This window comes from Allobosea sp. 05T422_2 (assembly GCF_056396265.1).
Map to the genome: position 1 here is coordinate 1 of NZ_JBFTLD010000140.1, position 16,220 is coordinate 16,220.

At 64.2% G+C, this 16,220-nt stretch carries 17 protein-coding genes; 10 read left to right on the plus strand and 7 right to left on the minus strand.

What is annotated here, in order from left to right:
* Together AC1DJT_RS21960 and AC1DJT_RS21965 are read left to right on the plus strand one after the other, a co-directional pair.
* Nucleotides 1-268 (plus strand): diguanylate cyclase domain-containing protein (locus AC1DJT_RS21960; protein ID WP_476834859.1); only part of this gene is annotated, 268 nt, incomplete at its 5' end.
* Nucleotides 269-591: 323 nt separating this feature from the next.
* Entirely contained in the window at nucleotides 592-1,326 is a 735-nt protein-coding gene (locus AC1DJT_RS21965) for an outer membrane protein (protein WP_441507759.1), read from the plus strand.
* 167 nt (nucleotides 1,327-1,493) lie between these two features.
* On the opposite strand, the gene AC1DJT_RS21970 is transcribed toward AC1DJT_RS21965, so the two are convergent.
* The 3 genes from AC1DJT_RS21970 to AC1DJT_RS21980 form a co-directional block, all read right to left on the minus strand.
* The gene (locus AC1DJT_RS21970; protein ID WP_441507760.1) at nucleotides 1,494-1,802 is read right to left on the minus strand and encodes a hypothetical protein; all 309 of its coding nucleotides are present in this window, start codon (nucleotides 1,800-1,802) and stop codon (nucleotides 1,494-1,496) included.
* 31 nt (nucleotides 1,803-1,833) lie between these two features.
* The gene (locus AC1DJT_RS21975; protein WP_069882796.1) at nucleotides 1,834-2,094 is read right to left on the minus strand and encodes a hypothetical protein; all 261 of its coding nucleotides are present in this window, start codon (nucleotides 2,092-2,094) and stop codon (nucleotides 1,834-1,836) included.
* Nucleotides 2,095-2,163: 69 nt separating this feature from the next.
* Nucleotides 2,164-2,385: a hypothetical protein gene (locus AC1DJT_RS21980; RefSeq protein WP_441507762.1), complete on the minus strand. Its 222-nt coding sequence runs from the start codon at nucleotides 2,383-2,385 to the stop codon at nucleotides 2,164-2,166.
* A gap of 55 nt (nucleotides 2,386-2,440) precedes the next feature.
* Between AC1DJT_RS21980 and AC1DJT_RS21985 the strand changes: the two genes are divergently transcribed.
* Nucleotides 2,441-2,605, plus strand: coding sequence for a hypothetical protein (locus tag AC1DJT_RS21985; protein ID WP_441507763.1), 165 nt, complete (start codon nucleotides 2,441-2,443; stop codon nucleotides 2,603-2,605).
* 388 nt (nucleotides 2,606-2,993) lie between these two features.
* Here the strand turns inward: AC1DJT_RS21985 and AC1DJT_RS21990 are convergent, their stop codons facing one another.
* The 4 genes from AC1DJT_RS21990 to AC1DJT_RS22005 all read right to left on the minus strand — a co-directional run bounded on the left by AC1DJT_RS21990 (nucleotide 2,994) and on the right by AC1DJT_RS22005 (nucleotide 9,119).
* Nucleotides 2,994-4,292: a glycoside hydrolase family 130 protein gene (locus AC1DJT_RS21990; protein WP_476834860.1), complete on the minus strand. Its 1,299-nt coding sequence runs from the start codon at nucleotides 4,290-4,292 to the stop codon at nucleotides 2,994-2,996.
* Nucleotides 4,293-4,329: 37 nt separating this feature from the next.
* Nucleotides 4,330-6,615: a glycosyltransferase family 4 protein gene (locus AC1DJT_RS21995; protein WP_476776598.1), complete on the minus strand. Its 2,286-nt coding sequence runs from the start codon at nucleotides 6,613-6,615 to the stop codon at nucleotides 4,330-4,332.
* Nucleotides 6,612-7,580 (minus strand): class I mannose-6-phosphate isomerase, encoded by a 969-nt coding sequence (locus AC1DJT_RS22000; protein WP_476770530.1) that lies wholly within the window; start codon nucleotides 7,578-7,580, stop codon nucleotides 6,612-6,614. Before AC1DJT_RS22000 ends, AC1DJT_RS21995 begins: the two co-directional genes overlap by 4 nt.
* 804 nt (nucleotides 7,581-8,384) lie before the next feature.
* The gene (locus AC1DJT_RS22005) at nucleotides 8,385-9,119 is read right to left on the minus strand and encodes a glycerophosphodiester phosphodiesterase family protein (protein ID WP_441507767.1); all 735 of its coding nucleotides are present in this window, start codon (nucleotides 9,117-9,119) and stop codon (nucleotides 8,385-8,387) included.
* A 122-nt stretch (nucleotides 9,120-9,241) separates the two neighbouring features.
* Between AC1DJT_RS22005 and AC1DJT_RS22010 the strand changes: the two genes are divergently transcribed.
* The 7 genes from AC1DJT_RS22010 to AC1DJT_RS22040 all read left to right on the plus strand — a co-directional run bounded on the left by AC1DJT_RS22010 (nucleotide 9,242) and on the right by AC1DJT_RS22040 (nucleotide 16,148).
* Nucleotides 9,242-10,081 (plus strand): MurR/RpiR family transcriptional regulator, encoded by an 840-nt coding sequence (locus tag AC1DJT_RS22010; protein WP_441507768.1) that lies wholly within the window; start codon nucleotides 9,242-9,244, stop codon nucleotides 10,079-10,081.
* A gap of 85 nt (nucleotides 10,082-10,166) precedes the next feature.
* Nucleotides 10,167-11,762: an ABC transporter substrate-binding protein gene (locus tag AC1DJT_RS22015; RefSeq protein ID WP_476834861.1), complete on the plus strand. Its 1,596-nt coding sequence runs from the start codon at nucleotides 10,167-10,169 to the stop codon at nucleotides 11,760-11,762.
* Complete coding sequence (locus AC1DJT_RS22020; protein WP_441507770.1) at nucleotides 11,759-12,622, plus strand: ATP-binding cassette domain-containing protein; 864 nt, start codon at nucleotides 11,759-11,761, stop codon at nucleotides 12,620-12,622. The genes AC1DJT_RS22015 and AC1DJT_RS22020 overlap by 4 nt, the downstream gene beginning before the upstream one ends.
* Before the next feature lie 113 nt (nucleotides 12,623-12,735).
* A complete protein-coding gene (locus AC1DJT_RS22025; protein ID WP_476834863.1) occupies nucleotides 12,736-13,731 on the plus strand; it encodes an ABC transporter ATP-binding protein in 996 nt (331 codons plus the stop codon).
* On the plus strand, nucleotides 13,626-14,333 hold the full coding sequence (locus AC1DJT_RS22030; protein WP_476834864.1) for a glycerophosphodiester phosphodiesterase: 708 nt from the start codon (nucleotides 13,626-13,628) through the stop codon (nucleotides 14,331-14,333). Before AC1DJT_RS22025 ends, AC1DJT_RS22030 begins: the two co-directional genes overlap by 106 nt.
* The gene (locus AC1DJT_RS22035; protein ID WP_476834862.1) at nucleotides 14,333-15,265 is read left to right on the plus strand and encodes an ABC transporter permease; all 933 of its coding nucleotides are present in this window, start codon (nucleotides 14,333-14,335) and stop codon (nucleotides 15,263-15,265) included. The genes AC1DJT_RS22030 and AC1DJT_RS22035 overlap by 1 nt, the downstream gene beginning before the upstream one ends.
* Nucleotide 15,266: 1 nt before the next feature.
* Nucleotides 15,267-16,148: an ABC transporter permease gene (locus AC1DJT_RS22040; protein ID WP_476769651.1), complete on the plus strand. Its 882-nt coding sequence runs from the start codon at nucleotides 15,267-15,269 to the stop codon at nucleotides 16,146-16,148.
* Nucleotides 16,149-16,220: the final 72 nt, after the last annotated feature.

The following is a 16,220-nucleotide window of genomic DNA, read 5'->3' on the forward strand; positions in this document are numbered from 1 at the left end:
GGTCATGCCCAGGACATCCGCTGCCGAGGCTGCGCTGGTCCTGGAACGCATGCTCATCGTCGTTCGGGCGATGAAGCCGCAAGGCGGCCATGGCGATTTTCGTTGCACCTTTTCGGCAGGAATCGCCGAGACGGATCCGACGGATGTATCGCTGAGCCTGTACGCACGTGCCGACAAGGCCCTCTATGCCGCCAAGTCGAGAGGCCGAAACTGCATCGTCGCGGCCGAAGGCGAAGCCGAGCGATCCCCCCAATCGATCGCGCCGTAGCGCGCAATTCTCATTTACAGCCGGGAGACACCGCCATCGCTCGCAACGTCTCGCGAGGATGATCTGGAGGGCGAGCGGGCCAAGCCATGACGGCCGGAGCTGGACTGAAAGCGCGCCGGCGGGCGTGGCGACTGTGAAGCGGCCACCGGATCGGGATGGCGTGGGCAGTGCAGATTCCACGTTTGGAATCGGCTGGTTGGCCAAAGCATCTCCATCGGAATACTAGGCCACTCCTGCAGTAAAGGACGGTCGATTATTGAGGTTCACCGATGTGGATTGTTGTGCAACAATTGTGAGGTGAAATGCCGACCTCGGAGGACACCATGCGACTAGGGCTTGCATCCACCGCCGTCCTTGCAACCTGCCTGGCTACGTCTGCCTTCGCCGCCGATCTTCCCAGCCGCTCCGCGCCCCCGGCCCCGATCGTCTACGCTCCCGTCTTTACCTGGGCCGGCTTCTACGTCGGTCTCAACGCCGGTGTGGGCTGGGGCGGGTCGCGTGACGTCATCGTCACCGGGCCGACGACTGGCTCCTCGGGAATCCTGAGTGGCGGTGGCGGCGACGGCGCGTTCGTCGGTGGCGGCCAGATCGGCTATAACTGGCAGTCCGGCGCATGGGTCTACGGTCTCGAGACCGATATCCAATATGTCGGTTCGAGCGGCGATGTGTCCTGGGGGCAATACACCTGGTGGGCAAACAGAGGCGGTGGTGACGGCGGCTATTTCGGCACCGTGCGTGCCCGCGTCGGCTACGCCTTCGATCGGACCCTGGTCTACATCACGGGCGGTCTCGCCTATGGCGGGCTGAACAGCAACCCGCTGACCGGCAACACGACGAGCAATACCGGCTGGACCATCGGCGGCGGCGTCGAATATGCCTTCACCAATAACTGGACCGTCAAGCTCGAAGGTCTCTACGTCGATACCGGCGAGGGCCGGCGAAACAGGGCCTTCACCAACCCGGCGGGTGGCGTGCTCCCGGCCGGGCTCTATACCGCGACCACCAATGGTGGCGGTAATGGCGGCATCGTTCGCGTCGGCGTGAACTACAAGTTCTGAGTCGCGCATCCTGGATCTGCAAACAGCCCGGACCATGCGCCGGGCTGTTTCCGTTTCTTCGACCTCGCGGCGGGTGGGCCGGGCAATTCGACCGCATCATGTCGAGCGAGATGAGAGCCGGGGATTCGAGCGACGCCCGCCGATCGGCAGCATCGCGGGCGAGATGATCAATGGTGCCAATTCTGCGGCGTAGCAGGCAGATCTCCCGTGACCTCGACATGGGCGGCGCCGGTCGTCGACGGAAATTCCCGATAGGAGAACCTGAGATCGAGGAGATGGCCATCATCGGTCAGCAGCTGCACATCCGCGCGGCCGAAGACGGTCTTCAGTGCGGGAAAGGCCAGCCGGACCTCGCCGCAGCTGGTCACTCCGATCGGATCCTGGAAGAAACCTTCAAAATCGTAGGATGCACGGCCGATCTTGATGCCGTTGCTCATCAGGGCGCCTCGCCCCGAGATTCCACCGAGATAACGCATGATCGTCTCACTTCACGGTTCATAGGTGTGACTAGGCCTGCTTATCCTTCTCCAGGGCAGCTGTAAGTTCGATCGGATCCACGAGGATGATCTGCGAGGAACCGCGTGAAAATTCGATGGCCGGGATCTGCAGCATCGTGGCGGTCCGGCGAAAAGCCCGGAACGACACGCCCACGATCTCTTCTTCGTCGGTGACGACCCGATAGGTTCCGGCCGGCTGAGGATCCGACAGCGCGCTCAACCTGAAGGGATGGCTGAACGTGATCTCCGTTTCGGTGGTCCGGTCCGTCATGATCCGCACCTGCCATTCCCTGCCAATGCTAACAGAGCCGCCTGCTCGGCTCTCTTCCGGACGCCGCGGTTATTTCAGGTTGCCGAAATGGTTCGTTTGCGTGACGCTGGCGCGGATCTGGAGTTCTTCGATGGCGCGCTCGTGGCCATCGGCGCCGCGCACCCGATATTGCCGCTGTCCGTTCTCGCTCGCCGGAAGCACCCGTATGATCTCGTATTTCCCGACGCCGGTTCTGTCGAAGAAGCCAAAAGCCAAGCTGATGACATCGCCTGCCTTATAATCGGTTGTCATGACATGTGTCCTCGATGCCCGATCCATTGCGCGCCTTCTCATTCGACGAAGCCAGATGGCCGATGAAGGCCGCCCCATCGTGGCGATGGCCCATGATCAGGAGATCCACGATGTCTCCGTCGTCCCGGATCAGGTGGATCGGAAAGGCGAACTGGAGCGGGTCCGTCCGGCTCAGGTTCGCGACAAGATGCCCGGAACACATGTCCCTGGCATTCAGTGACGTTCTGAAGCTGAATGATGCCGGCTGGCGCGTGCCGTTGCGCCAGATGATCTGGCCATTGCCTTGCAAGACGAAAATCCAGTGCCGACCGGCGCCACAATGACACCGCGACCCGCTCTCGGTTCAGTGCGAAGGGAGGCGACAATCCACTACGCGCTTCTTTCAGTCGCTAAGCAAGTTCTAAGGCCGCGTCATCTTCGCACATACATCGTTCCAGCCCCTCTGCCGATTGTCTTAACCCTGATTTGCTTGATGATTCAATTATTCCGGCCTGGCCGAAGGCATGACATATGACGACGTCGATGCTTACTTTGAGCCAGGCGCAGGCGGAACCTTTTTCCAGCCTGCGTAGCCGATTTCTCGCGCGAGCCCGTGCCCGGAAGACTTCCTAGCGTTCCATGGCGCCCATCAGCGCAGCGATCCTGATCGTCGCGAAATTGCAGAACGTGTCGGAGACCGCGTAGGGCAGGATGATGTGGTCGTTATGGCGTATCGCGCCGCAGGTATAGACGACATTGGGAACATAGCCTTCACGCTCGGACGGTTCTGGCCGGACGAGCGGCTCGCGGGTCCGCGCGAGGACCCTCGACGGATCCTGCTTGTCGAGAAGAACCGCTCCGATCGCGTATTTCCGAATGGGCCCGACGCCGTGGGTCAACAGCAGCCAGCCTTCGTCAAGCTCGATCGGGGAGCCGCAGGTGCCGATCTGAACGAACTCCCATGCAAATTGGGGCCTCAGGATCACGACCCCACCGTTCCAGGTGAAGAGGTCATCGGAATAGATGAGATAGAGGTTCTCATTGTCCTGCCGCGCGATCATGGCGTAGCGCCCACCGATCTTGCGAGGGAACAGCGCCATGCCCTTGTTCGCGGCCGCGGTGCCCCGCAGCGGCGACATCCGAAACGACAGGAAATCGCTGGTCTCGATCAGTTCGGACCGGATCGCCCGGCCGTCATAGGCCGTGTAGGTCGCCCGAAACACCGTCCTCCCATCTTCGTCAAACGCGACGAAACGTGCGTCCTCGATGCCATTCGATTGAGATGCGGTAATGGGGAAGATCACCCGCTCGCTGATGTCGCCATCGGGCGAAAATGCGACCTCGACATCGTCGCCGTCGAGGCGCGCCATGCGGTTGCGCAAGGTGGCGATCGAAGCCAGCCGCGATGTCGGATCGACACTGATGCTGCAGTCATTCGCGATCGAGCCCGAGCGGAAAGTCAGGGACGAGATATGGCCCTCGCCAACCGCGCGAACGCTCAGGATGAAGCGGCGCCCGCCTGGAGGAGCGCCGGACTGGTCAGGGTGCGAAACGATGCTCGGGTTGAAGAGCGCCGCTGCTTCGAATGAATTCTCCTGGAGAAAGTAGGCTCCGACCAGCTGACGCTGAATCCTGGTGAAGTCGCAATGCGTTGCGAATGCCTCCTCCATCTCATCGGCGCGCTCCTCGAATTTCTCCAGCAGGTTGCGGTGTCGGCCCTTGAAGTTCTCCAAGACGTCGGAGAGCAGGCTCTCGGCCGTATCGGCATCCAGCGCCAGGACCCGGTCGACGATATGATTCGCCCGCGTCTTGTCGATTGGGCTGAGGTCCCTGGGCTCGACCGCGGGGCCGAACCGGCGCACGACCACCCTGGAAGGATCGGGGCGCAAATACAGGGCCTGGCGGTTCAGGAAAGCGGGCTGGGACAAGGCGACCCCAGTCTGTTCGTGCGCGCTGGCGGAAGGATCAGGCATGGAGGACCCGAAGCGGCGCCAGTTTCGGGCGGTCCCCGCTGATGCGGGCCTGCTGGCGAATCTCGGCGAGGCTGAGAAGATAGGATACCACGGATTCGCCCCCGCGGTTCTCGTTTGCGCGGTCGCGGTGCAGGCCGTCCCGGCAGGCGCCGGTATCAAGATCGACCAGCGGCACCGAGAGGTCGTTATGGCCGAGGAACCAGGCGAAGGCACGTGCGGCCTCGGTCCGCCAATGCGGATCGCCATCGGCCCGACAGGCTGCGAGGCAGGCTGAGATTGTCGCCGTGGCCTCCAGCGGCTGCTGATCAAAGGACCTCGGTGCACGGCGCTTGTCGCCGAAACTGTCGGAGCCGACAGGCCTGAACAAACCCGCGGGCGTCGTCTGCAGATCCGCGAGCCAGCGCAGCGACCGCAACCCGGCCTCGAGATAGGCTGGGACCTTCATGGAGGTACCGGTTGCGATCAGGGCCTGAGGCAGGCGCGCGTTGTCATAGGAAAGCCCGTCCTCGAACCACACCCAGTTCGGTGTCTCGACCGCCGAGAGCAGGGCGAGCAGGCGATCGGCCAGCAGCGGGCGCAGCCAGATGGCAGTCGGCGGCGCCCCGGCGACGGCGCAATAGGCGTCGAGGCCGAGCAGGGTGAAGCTCCAGGCGCGGGGCGAGGTGAAGCTCTCGACGATGGGCAGGGCTTGTGCGAACAGGGCGGCTGCCCATTGTCGGCGCGACGGGCTGACATCGCTGCGCGCGCATTCGCCCAGCGCCCAGAGCGTCCGGCCATGACTGTCCTCGGAACCCGTATCTTCCAGCCAGCGCCGGTCGAAGCTCATGAAATTGCGGAAGCGTCGCGTGTCGGGATTCCAGGCGTGCTGGACGAAGGATGCGTAACGCGCCGTCAGCGCGTCCGTAAGCTGCCGTTCGCCGGTGCTGCTCAAGGTGCAGGCGAGGAGGAGCGCGCGGGCATTGTCATCCACGCAGTAGCCATGCGCGCGATCCGGCACGGAATGGACGGCATGCTGGAACAATCCGGTATCGTCGCACATGGACAGGAGATGTCCTGTCTGCATCTCCGGAGGCGCAGGAATCTGCGGCGAGGGCGTTGTCATGATGGGGCTGGCGACGACGCTCAGCACCCGGCCCCGACGCGCCGTCTCAAACGCGGCGAGATAGCGCTTGGCCGTTCGTTCCCATGTCATCGAACGGCTACTGGCATAGGCACGCAGCCGCATTGCCTGGCGCCTGTCGACATCGGTCAGCAGTCCCGCGATCTCGTCGCCGATGGCAACCGCATCGCCGAAGGGCACCAGAATGCCGCGCCCATCAGCGAGCAGTTCCTGTGCGTGCCAGTAGGGCGTCGAGACGACGGCTTTCCCGAGGCCGAAACTGTAGGCCAGCGTGCCCGATGTCATTTGCGCCTCGTTGAGATAGGGCGTGACATAGACATCGCACATCGAGATGAAGCCCAGTAGCGTCGCCTGATCGACGAACTGGTCGAGGAAGACCACATGATCCTCGACGCCGAGTTCGCGCACGCGGCTCATCAGGCTGGCGCGATAAGCCTCGCCCTGGTCGCGGACGAGATTGGGATGCGTTGCACCCAGAACCACATAGACCGCATCGGGGCGACGCCGCAGGATCGCCGGCATCGCGTCGATCATCACCTCGATGCCCTTGTTGGGCGACAGCAGACCGAAGGTCAGGATGACGGAGCGGCCGCTGAACCCGAGCCTGGTCTTGGCGTCGTCAGGTGCGAGAAAGGCGACGTCGGGAATGCCGTGCGCGATCACCTCGATCTTGTCGGCAGGGAGTCTGTAGACGGTCCGCAGCAGGTCACGGCCCTTCTCGGCCATGACGACGATGCGCGTCGAGGCGTCGACAATCTGTTCCATGACATCGCGCTGCACCGGCGTCGGCTCGGACAGGACGGTGTGGAGTGTGGTGGCCACCGGCGTCTTCAGCCGCGACAGCAGCGCCATGATGTGGCCGCCGGCCTCTCCGCCGAAGATGCCGAACTCATGCTGGAGCGAGACGATGTCGAACCGACCATCATTCAGGAAGTCGGCGGCCCCTGCATAATCCTCCAACCGGTCGTCGCCGACCTGATAGTGGACGGAGCGTGGATAGTCGTAAGCATGACCATGGTCGTTCATGGCCACGATCGAGGTTTCGAGATCCGAGCCCGACAAGGCGACCGCCTGTTGCAAATCCGTCGTGAAGGTCGCGATTCCGCAGCGACGCGGAAGCGAGTTGCCGATGAAGGCAATGCGGTGGAGCGGGCTCATGGTCGGGCCTCCGTGAAGGGGTTGGACGGACCCGCCAGCGTCGGGAGCGGCAGGGGCGGCTGAGGCGGCTGGGAAACGGCGTCGCCTGGCGCATTCGCATCATGCGCAGAGACGGCATGCAAAAGGTCGGGGCAGGGGCTTGTCGCGTCATAGGCCACCAGACAGGTCAGGCCTTCGCCCCCCGCCTCGATGCGCATGCTGTCGGCCTCGATGAAGCAGCCCTCGCCGGCGACTGCTTGGAACGCCCCGAGCCTGGCGGTGCCAGCGATGATGACCAGCCAGGTCTCTCTGCTTGCACTGAGGTTCCAGACCGATCCCGAAGCCAGATCAAACCGCTCGAGGACGAAATACGGGCTCGCGACGAGCAGGGTCCTGCAATCGCCAAGATACCGCACTGGGGCTTGCCCTGCGGCGGGCGCGGCCAGGGCCGCTGCAACGCCGTGCTCGATGTGAAGTTCGCGTTGGCGGCCATGGTCGAACAGGCGGAAGGTCGTGTCGCTTCGCTGCTGGATTTCCGCGAGGACAAGCCCGGGGCCTATCGCGTGGATCGTTCCGGCCGGCACGAAGATGACGTCGCCCTTGCAGGCCTTGCGCCACTGCACGAGGTCGGTGATGGAGCCATCCTCGATGGCGGCCCGCAGTTCTGCGGGCGTATGGGCCGATTTCAGCCCGACGCCGATCGTGGCATCCGGTGTCGCGGAGAGAATATACCAGGCTTCGGTTTTGCCGTGAGGGAGCCCCATAGCTTGCGCGAAAGCGTCGTCCGGATGCACCTGKATCGACAATGCCTCGCGCGTGAACAACAACTTGAGCAGCAGGGCGGGCTCGGCCACGTGAATGTCGCGGCGTTGAAACCAGAGTTCACCGATGGCKACGCCGTCATGCGCGACCTCGCTCCAGGGCAGGAGATCGGTCGACCCCCAGGGTTTGGGCATCGCATGTACGCAGGCCTGTTCGAGCGCCATATCGGTCTCCTGGTGCGCATCGCCAGTGATCGAGCGACGGCTGTCGATCGATGCGGCAATGGTCGGCGACGGCTTTCAATGGCGCCTGGCGAGGGACAAAAGGCCCGCCGCAGGCAGCATCATGCGCTCGTTGGGCGCATCGAACAGGCCAGATACCGCTCCAACGCTGGAGCAGGACCGCGGCCCGGATAGCTGGATGATCGCGCGTCGCGCGGTCCTCGATGGATCAGGTGCTCCGCTTCATGGGAGGACCTGCGCGCCAGGGCTGAGACCGGCTAGCACGGCTCGGTTCTTAGCAAGGGTGCCGTGCAGACGGATCTCATCATCCATTGCGCGTCGCCTCGAAAGGCACATGCCCTCATTCGGCAGAGTTGCACGACTGACGCCATGCCGGAACACGCGGCCCGCAGCATAAAGTCTGGCCGCACACGATCGTTCCCGGCCTTGTCCTTGAGCTGGCCCCAAGCAGCCGGCGCACACCAGGGAGTGTCGCCGACAAAATAATGGCGCTTCCTGACATGAGAACAATTCACTACGGACGAGATTTAACCTAAATTATKAGGTGAATTTTAAAAGTATCGAGAAAGTCGATCGCGCCGCTATATAGCGTGAATAACTCAGGAAAGATCCATAATTATTTTTTGGATAATACCGACGTTCAGGATGAGATCAAATATTGAGAGATTGGATCGAGGTTTTCCAGCGTGCCGCCTTGGTTGGCATGGCGGCACCCCTTCGAGACCGGAAGCGGGAAAGTTCTGATGGATCGGCAAGACGCAGCAGAGCCCGCGCAGTCCGACTTGCCTATGGCCTTAGGGCGACGGCGAGGTCCGGCCGATCCGTCGTGAAGGCGCTCACGCCCGCGGCGAAGGCCTGCTTGATCTCCGCCTCCTCATGCACGGCAAAGAGACCGTAGCGGATCGCCTCACGCCGGCAGATCTCCGCATCGGTGTCCTGGGCTTGCGAGATGCGCACCGCAATCTCCGGAACGCCCGCCATGCGCGCCTTTCGGCACAAGGCACCGAGATCTCGCGTCGGCGCGGCGAGCGTCTTCTCGGCGATCAGCCAGATCAATGGCGTGGCTGGCGCCAAGCTGGACAGTTCTTCCAGCGTCGCGAGATCGAACGCGGTGAAGGTCGTCCGGTCGAGCAGGCGCGTTTCCGTGAGCACTTCGACGATCTGGGCCTCGATCCCGGGATAGCGGCTGCCGTCGTGCCGGTTCTTCAGCTCGATGCGCAGCTTGATGCCGCTCGGCTCGAGAACGTCGAGCACTTCGTCAAGGCTCGGAATGGTCTCGTCGCTTGTGCGCAGCAGCGCCACCTCCCGGAGGTCGGCCCAGTCCTTGTCCGCGATCGCTCCGGTGCCGGCAGAGGTTCGGCCGAGCAGCGGATCGTGATGGACGAGCAGCACGCCGTCGCGACTGCGATGGATGTCGAACTCGATGAAGTCGACAGCCATCGCGGCGGAGTTGCGGAAGGCGAGGCGGCTGTTCTCGGGCCAGAGTCTGGCTCCGCCGCGATGAGAGGCGATCTCTGTCATGTCACCGTCACAGTCCAAGAGGTTTTCTGCGTTGCAAGATAAATTGCGATATCAAGAGTCAGCAATTTATCTTGCATAGCTCCGAAGGGCTTGTCTACCTTGGGCGGCATTGGGAGGGTTGCATGAGCCTGACGGAGATTATCGCGGCGCACCGGGACGAACTGACCGAAGCCGATCGGCGGCTGATCGAGGTTCTCCTGGCTGACCGGACAGCGGGCAGCTTTCTGCCGGCGCACAAGGTCGCAGGGCAGGCCGGCGTGCATCCCTCGACTGCGGGCCGGCTCGCACGCAAGCTCGGCTTTGCCACCTATCGCGACATGCGCGGCGCCTTGCAGGACGCGGTCGTCGCCGATCTCGACGCGTCGGTTCGCGTCCGGCGCCGGCTCAGCCGCGTCCGCGGCGATTCCCTCCTGGGCTCTGTCGTCGATGGTGAAATCCGTGCCCTGAACGCGGTGGCTGCGCAGATTTCGGATGCCGATATCATTGCCGCCGCCGGTCTGCTGCGCGACGCCGGGCGGATCCTGGTGGTCGGCGAGGGGCATGCGAGCAGCCTGGCGGACCTGTTCGTGCGCCGTCTCGTCAGGTCCGGCTACAGGGCGGCAGTGGTCGCCCATGCCGACTGGCAGGCGGCTGACCAATTGCTCGGCCTCGCCGCCGGCGATGTCGTCGTCGCCCTGGTCTTTCGCCACGAGAGCCCGGCGGCCGCGCGGATCATCGCCTATGCGCAAGGCATCAATGCCGGAACGCTCTTGATCACGGACCGGCGCACGGGTGTGCCGGATTGYGACGCGCAACTCGTTGCCGACCGTGGCGAGCAGGGCGAATTCCATTCGCTCACCGTCCCGATGGCGATCTGCAATACCCTGATCCTGGAACTGTCGCGCACCGACCGCGGTCGCTCGCTGAAGACGCTGGCAAAGGTCGAGACGCTGCAACGGATGTTTCGCGGCAAGCCGGGATAGCGGCTGCGGTGTCGCGCGTGATCGGACCACTGAACAAGGACCCCGGTAGCGGGGCGCCCCAAGGGAGGATGCAATGGCAAGAGCGATGAAACGCAATGCAGGGCTTTGGGCGGTGCTTGGCGCGGGGCTGGCTGCATCCATGCAAACCGGCGCGTCGGCAGCGGAGCGGCCGGCCCTCACGGTGGCTGTGAACGAACTTGCGCGCTCGCTCGACCCCGGCGAGAACACCGGCAATGTCGACGTCCGGGTCTATTACTCGATCTTCGATACGTTGATCCGGCGCGATTTCGCGCATCCGACGGCGGACGGCGGTGCGAAACTGGTTCCTGGGCTGGCGGAAAGCTGGTCCTGGAGCACGCCGACCACCTTCGACATGAAGCTGCGCCGCGGCGTCGTGTGCCATGATGGCAGCCCGTTCAACGCTAATGACGTGCTGGCGACGTTTTCTGCCGATCGGCTTTGGGGGGCGAAGTCCTATTATCCCGATGGCCGCGTCTATTTCGGCAATTTCACCAATGTCGAGAAGCTCGACGAGTTTACGATCCGGATCACGACGGCCCAGCACGACCCGATCATCGAGCACCGCCTGTCGAGCTACATGTCCTTCGTCATTTGCGACGAGGCCTGGAACAAGTTCAGGACGGAGGGTGTCGAAGCGAAGACCTGGATGGATCAGGCGGCCAAAGCGCTGCGCTGGAAGCCCGTCGGCACAGGCCCCTATAGCTTCGTCGACTACCAGAAGAACGACCGCATCACGCTTGCCGCGTTCGATCGCTATTTCGAGGGCGCTCCCGCCGCGAAATCCATCACCTTCCGCTCGGTTCCGGAGGTCGCAGCCCGTGTCGCCGGTCTCGTCGCGGGTGATTTCGATATCGCCGTCGAGATCCCGCCGGACCAGTGGGACGGCCTCAAGCGCTACAAGGATGTCACGCTGAAGACGGAGCCGCTGGAGAACAGCCATGTGCTCCAGTTCAACACCAACGACCCGGTGMTCTCCGACAAGAAGCTGCGCCACGCGATGAGCCTGGCGATCGACCGCAAGGGGCTGATCGACGCTCTCTGGAAGGGCCAGACTTATGCGCCCAACGGCCACCAGCTGCCGAGCTTCGGGCCGATCTATGTGAAGGAGAACAAGGGCTATTCCTACGATCCCGTGCTCGCCAGGAAGCTCCTTGCCGAGAGCTCCTACAAGGGCCAGGAGATCTCCTACAGGCTGATCCCGAACTACTACCTCTATAATGTCGAGGCGGCGCAGGTCATCCAGGAGATGTGGCGCGCAGTCGGCATCAATGCGCGCATCGATTTCGTCGACAGCTTCAAGGATGTCCGCAAGCCCGGTGCCCAGGTCTTCGCCTGGTCGAACACCTATCGCGTGCCTGATCCGGCAGGCGCGATCCTGACCCTGTGGGGCCCCGACACCGACAACCAGAACACCTGGAAATATTACGGCGCGAGCGCTGCATTCAACGAGGCCGCCAGGGAGCTGCTCGCCGAGACCGAAGAGACCAAGCGCAAGGCGCAGTTCGCGAAGCTGCTCGTTGCCTTCGAGGACGATATGCCGATGACGATGCTCTACAACCCCGTCACCGGCTACGCGCTGAAGAAGGGCATCAACTGGACGCCCTATAGCCAGTACTACATGGACTTCCGCCCCTCGAACCTGTCGATCGGCGCGAAGTGACGGACACGGACCGCATCACGGAAACCGGCGAGGGGAGCGACACGCTCCTCTCCGTCGAGGATTTGACGGTCGGCTTCCGCACCGCCGCCGGCTATGCCGACATCCTCCATTCCGTCTCGTTCTCGGTCCGTCGCGGCGCCACGACATGCGTCGTCGGCGAGAGCGGCAGCGGCAAGAGCGTCTCCTGCCAGGCCGTGCTCGGCTTGCTGCCGCGGAACGGCCGGCGCGTCGGCGGGCGCATCCTGTTCGAGGGGCGCGATCTCGCCCTGGCGAGCGAAAGCGAGCTGGAGACGATCCGTGGACGCGGCATCGGCATGGTATTCCAGGACCCGCTCGGCTCGCTCAATCCGCTGCACACCGTCGGCACGCAACTGCGCGAGACCCTGCGGCTGCACAGCTCGCTCTCCGAGCCGCAGCGCCAGGCGCGCGAGCTCGAGCTGCTGCGGATGGTCGGAATTCCCGAGCCCGCACAAAGATTGGCATCCTATGTCCACCAGTTCTCCGGCGGCATGGCGCAGCGCGTGATGATCGCGATGGCGCTGGCCTGCGAGCCGCGTCTGCTGATCGCCGACGAGCCGACGACGGCACTCGACGTGACGATCCAGGCGCAGATCCTCGACCTGCTCAACCGGCTGAAGGCCGAGCTGGGCATGGCGATCCTGTTCGTTACCCATGATCTCGGGGTTGTCGCCGAGATGGCCGACGATGTCGTCGTGATGCGCCATGGCCGCGTGGTCGAGGCCGGCCCGGCCGAGCGCATCCTGCAGGCGCCGGAAGCGCAATACACGCGCGAGCTTCTGGCCGCAATGCCGCGCCTCGATGTCTCCGCGCCGGTCTATCGCGAGCGGGTCGCCTCATGAGTGAACGGTCGGAACCGCTGCTGCGGGTCTCGAAGCTGCGTCGCCATTTCGGCGGCGGACGCTCCTTCTTCCGGTCGCAGCAGACGATCCGCGCCGTCGAAGATGTCTCGCTCATGCTGCGGGTCGGCGAGACGCTCGGCCTTGTCGGGGAATCCGGTTGTGGCAAGTCCACGACCGGCCGGATGATCGTCGGGCTCGAGCGCCCGAGCGGCGGCGAGATCGTCTTCAAGGGGCGCGACCTTGCCGGTTTGAGCCCGGGCGACTGGCAGCGGCAGCGCCGCGACATCCAGATGATCTTCCAGAATCCGCAATCGGCGCTCGATCCGCGGCTGAGCATCGGCCGGCAGATCCGCGAGCCGCTCGACCTGCACGAGATCGGAGATCGGGCCGGTCGGGATGCCGAGGTCGCGCGCCTGATGCGGGCGGTGGCCCTCCCGCCGGAAACGGCCGGACACTTTCCCCATCAGATCAGTGGCGGCCAGGCGCAGCGCGTCGTCATCGCCCGCGCGCTGGCCATGAAACCCAGCCTGATCGTCTGTGATGAACCGGTCTCGGCGCTCGATGTCTCCGTTCAATCGAAGGTGACCGAACTCCTGCAGGAGCTGCAGGAGCGGTTCGATATCGCCTATCTCTTCATCTCCCACGATTTGCGCGTAGTGAAGCAGCTCTCGCACCGCATCGCCGTGATGTATCTCGGCCAGATCGTCGAGGAGGGGCCGACGGATCCGGTCTACCGGCAGCCGCTGCACCCCTACACCATGGCGCTTCTGGCCGCGATTCCCGATCTCTCCGCGCCCAGGCGCACGCGATCGGCCCGGCTTATGGGCGATCCGCCGTCGCCTGCCAATCCGCCCCCGGGCTGTCATTTCCACACCCGCTGCCCCTATGCCCGCCCGCGTTGCTCCGTCGAGATGCCGGTGCTGCGGGAAGTCGAGGGTGGCCGCAGCGTCCGCTGCCATTTCTCCGAAGAACTGAGGGCAGAATCGTKAACCGGCCGCTTGTCATTGCCCATCGCGGCCACTCCGCCGGCTACCCGGAGAATACGCTGGAGGCCTATCGGGCGGCGATCGCCGCCGGGGCCGATCTCGTCGAGACCGATGCGCGCCTGACGGCGGACGGCGTCGTCATCGCCGCGCATGATCCAGATCTGGCGCGGCTGGCAGGCAGCACGGCGGCCATCGCGACAACCACCTACGCGGAGCTGGCGACGATCGCGCGCTCGAGCGGCATCCGGCTCGCGACCCTGGCCGAGGCGCTCGCAGCGATCTGCCCGCATCGACAGGCCCTGATCGACGTCAAGACGCAGGATCTGACGATCATCGACGCGGTGATCGCGGTGATCGATGGGGCAGGGCTGCGCGATCGGGTATGGATCGGTGTGCGCGACGTCCTGCAGGTCGCCCACGCCCGGCTCCAGATGCCGGGCGTCCGGGTGCTCGCCTTCCTTCCCGATAAGGCAAACCCGGACCATTTCGCGGCAGCCGGAGCGAGCGCCTTCCGGATCTGGGAAGGCGGTCTCGACGGAACGGTCGCGACAGGCCTGCTCGGGCATGTGCCGGTCTGGGTCACGGCGGGAGGGAGCGGAACCGGGCGCCGTGTCGGAGATGTCGATGCCGATGGCCTTGCTGCCATCCTGGAGAAGTCGCCGCAGGCCGTGCTGCTCAACGACCCCGACCTGCTCGTCGGAACACAAAACCGCGTGGCGTCGTGATGCCGGGCCGTCATTTCCTGACCAAGCTGGCGCGCGGCCTCCTGACGGTTTGGCTGATCGTGACCCTGACCTTCGTCGCGCTGAACCTGTCGGGGGACCCGATCGATGCCCTGGTCGGAGACCAGGCCTCGCCCGAACTCATCGCGCATTACCGCGAGAAATTCGGGCTCGATCGACCCCTCTGGCAGCAATACGTCTCCTATCTCGCCGGCATCGCACAGGGCGATTTCGGCCTCTCGCTCTCCGATCAGCGCCCGGCGGTGGAGCTGATCGCAGGTGCGCTCCCCCATACGCTGCGGCTTGGACTGACGGCCTTCGTGCTTGGCCTCATTCTTGGTGTCGGCTTCGGCATCGTCGCGGCGCTGAACCGCAATCGGCCGGTGGACCGGCTGGTGATGAGCTTCGCCGTGCTCGGCTTCAGCCTGCCGAATTTCTTCCTCGGCATCCTGCTGATCCTGCTGTTCTCGCTGCACTGGCGGCTGCTGCCGAGTTCGGGCGACGCGACGGCCCTGCACCTGATCCTGCCTGCTGTGACGCTGGGCACGCATTTTGCGGGTACATTCGCGCGTTTCACCCGCTCGGCGATGCTTGAGGTCCTGAACAAGCAATATGTCGTAGCGGCCCGCGCCAAGGGCGTGCCGAGCATGCGCCGCGTGCTCTGGCATGCCCTGCCCARCGCCGCGATCCCGATCGTCACCATCATCGGGCTCAAGCTCGGCGATCTCGTCGCGGGCTCGATCATCGTCGAGACGGTGTTTGCGGTCCCTGGCGTCGGTCGGCTTCTCGTCAACGCGGTCACGTCGCGCGATTTCGCGCTGGTCCAGGCGATCCTGATCATGGTCTCGGTCACCATGATCCTCGCCAATCTCGCGGTCGACGCGATCTACACCCTGATCGATCCGCGCATGCGCGCTGCACGTTCGGAGAACTGAGATGGCGATGCCATGGTCCTTCCGTCGGGCTGACGACACTCCGGTGCGTGCGGAAGCGCGCTATCCCGTCCTCGTCGTCGTTGCCCTCGTCCTGCTGGCGCTGATCGTTGTCGTCTTTCTCTTCGCGGACTGGCTGGCGCCCTATGACTACCGCGCGCAAGCGCTGCTCAAGCGCCTCAGGCCGCCGGTCTTCCTCGGTGGGACGACGGATCATCTGCTCGGCACCGACGAACTCGGCCGCGATGTCCTGAGCCGCCTGATCTACGCCATCCGCTTCAGCGTGCTTGTCGCACTCGGCGGCACCTTGATCGGCGCCCTGATCGGCACGGCGCTCGGGTTCATCGCGGCGCATTTCCGCGGCTTCGTCGAGGAAGCGATCATGATGCTGGCCGACGTCCAGGCGTCGCTGCCCTTCATGATGATCGCGCTCGCGCTGATCGCCATGTTCGGGGGTGGCTTCCTGCTCTTCATCGCCATCATGGGGTTCTACGGCTGGGAGGTCTTTGCGCGGCTGACGCGGGGCGTCGTCATCGCCGCAAACACGCAAGGCTATGCGACGGCCGTGGTCGCGCTCGGCGCGCCGGCGCGCCATGTCTATCTCCGGCATATCCTCCCCAACATCCTGAGCGTGCTGATCGTTCAGTTCACGCTCAACTTTCCGCAGGTGATCCTGCTCGAAACCTCGCTCAGTTTCCTTGGCCTCGGCATCCGCCCGCCTCTGACCAGCCTTGGCCAGATGCTGGGGGCAGGGCGCGCCTACCTGACCACCGCATGGTGGATCGCGATCCTGCCCGGCATGGCGATCTTCCTGACGACCATGTCGATTTCGATCATCGGCGACTGGGTCCGCGACAGGCTCGACCCGACGCTGCAATCACGCTGAGCGAGCAGGCGCGGCCCCCTGCCATCGTTCGGACTGGTTGCGTCACGGCCAATATTTCGGTTGCACCTGCAC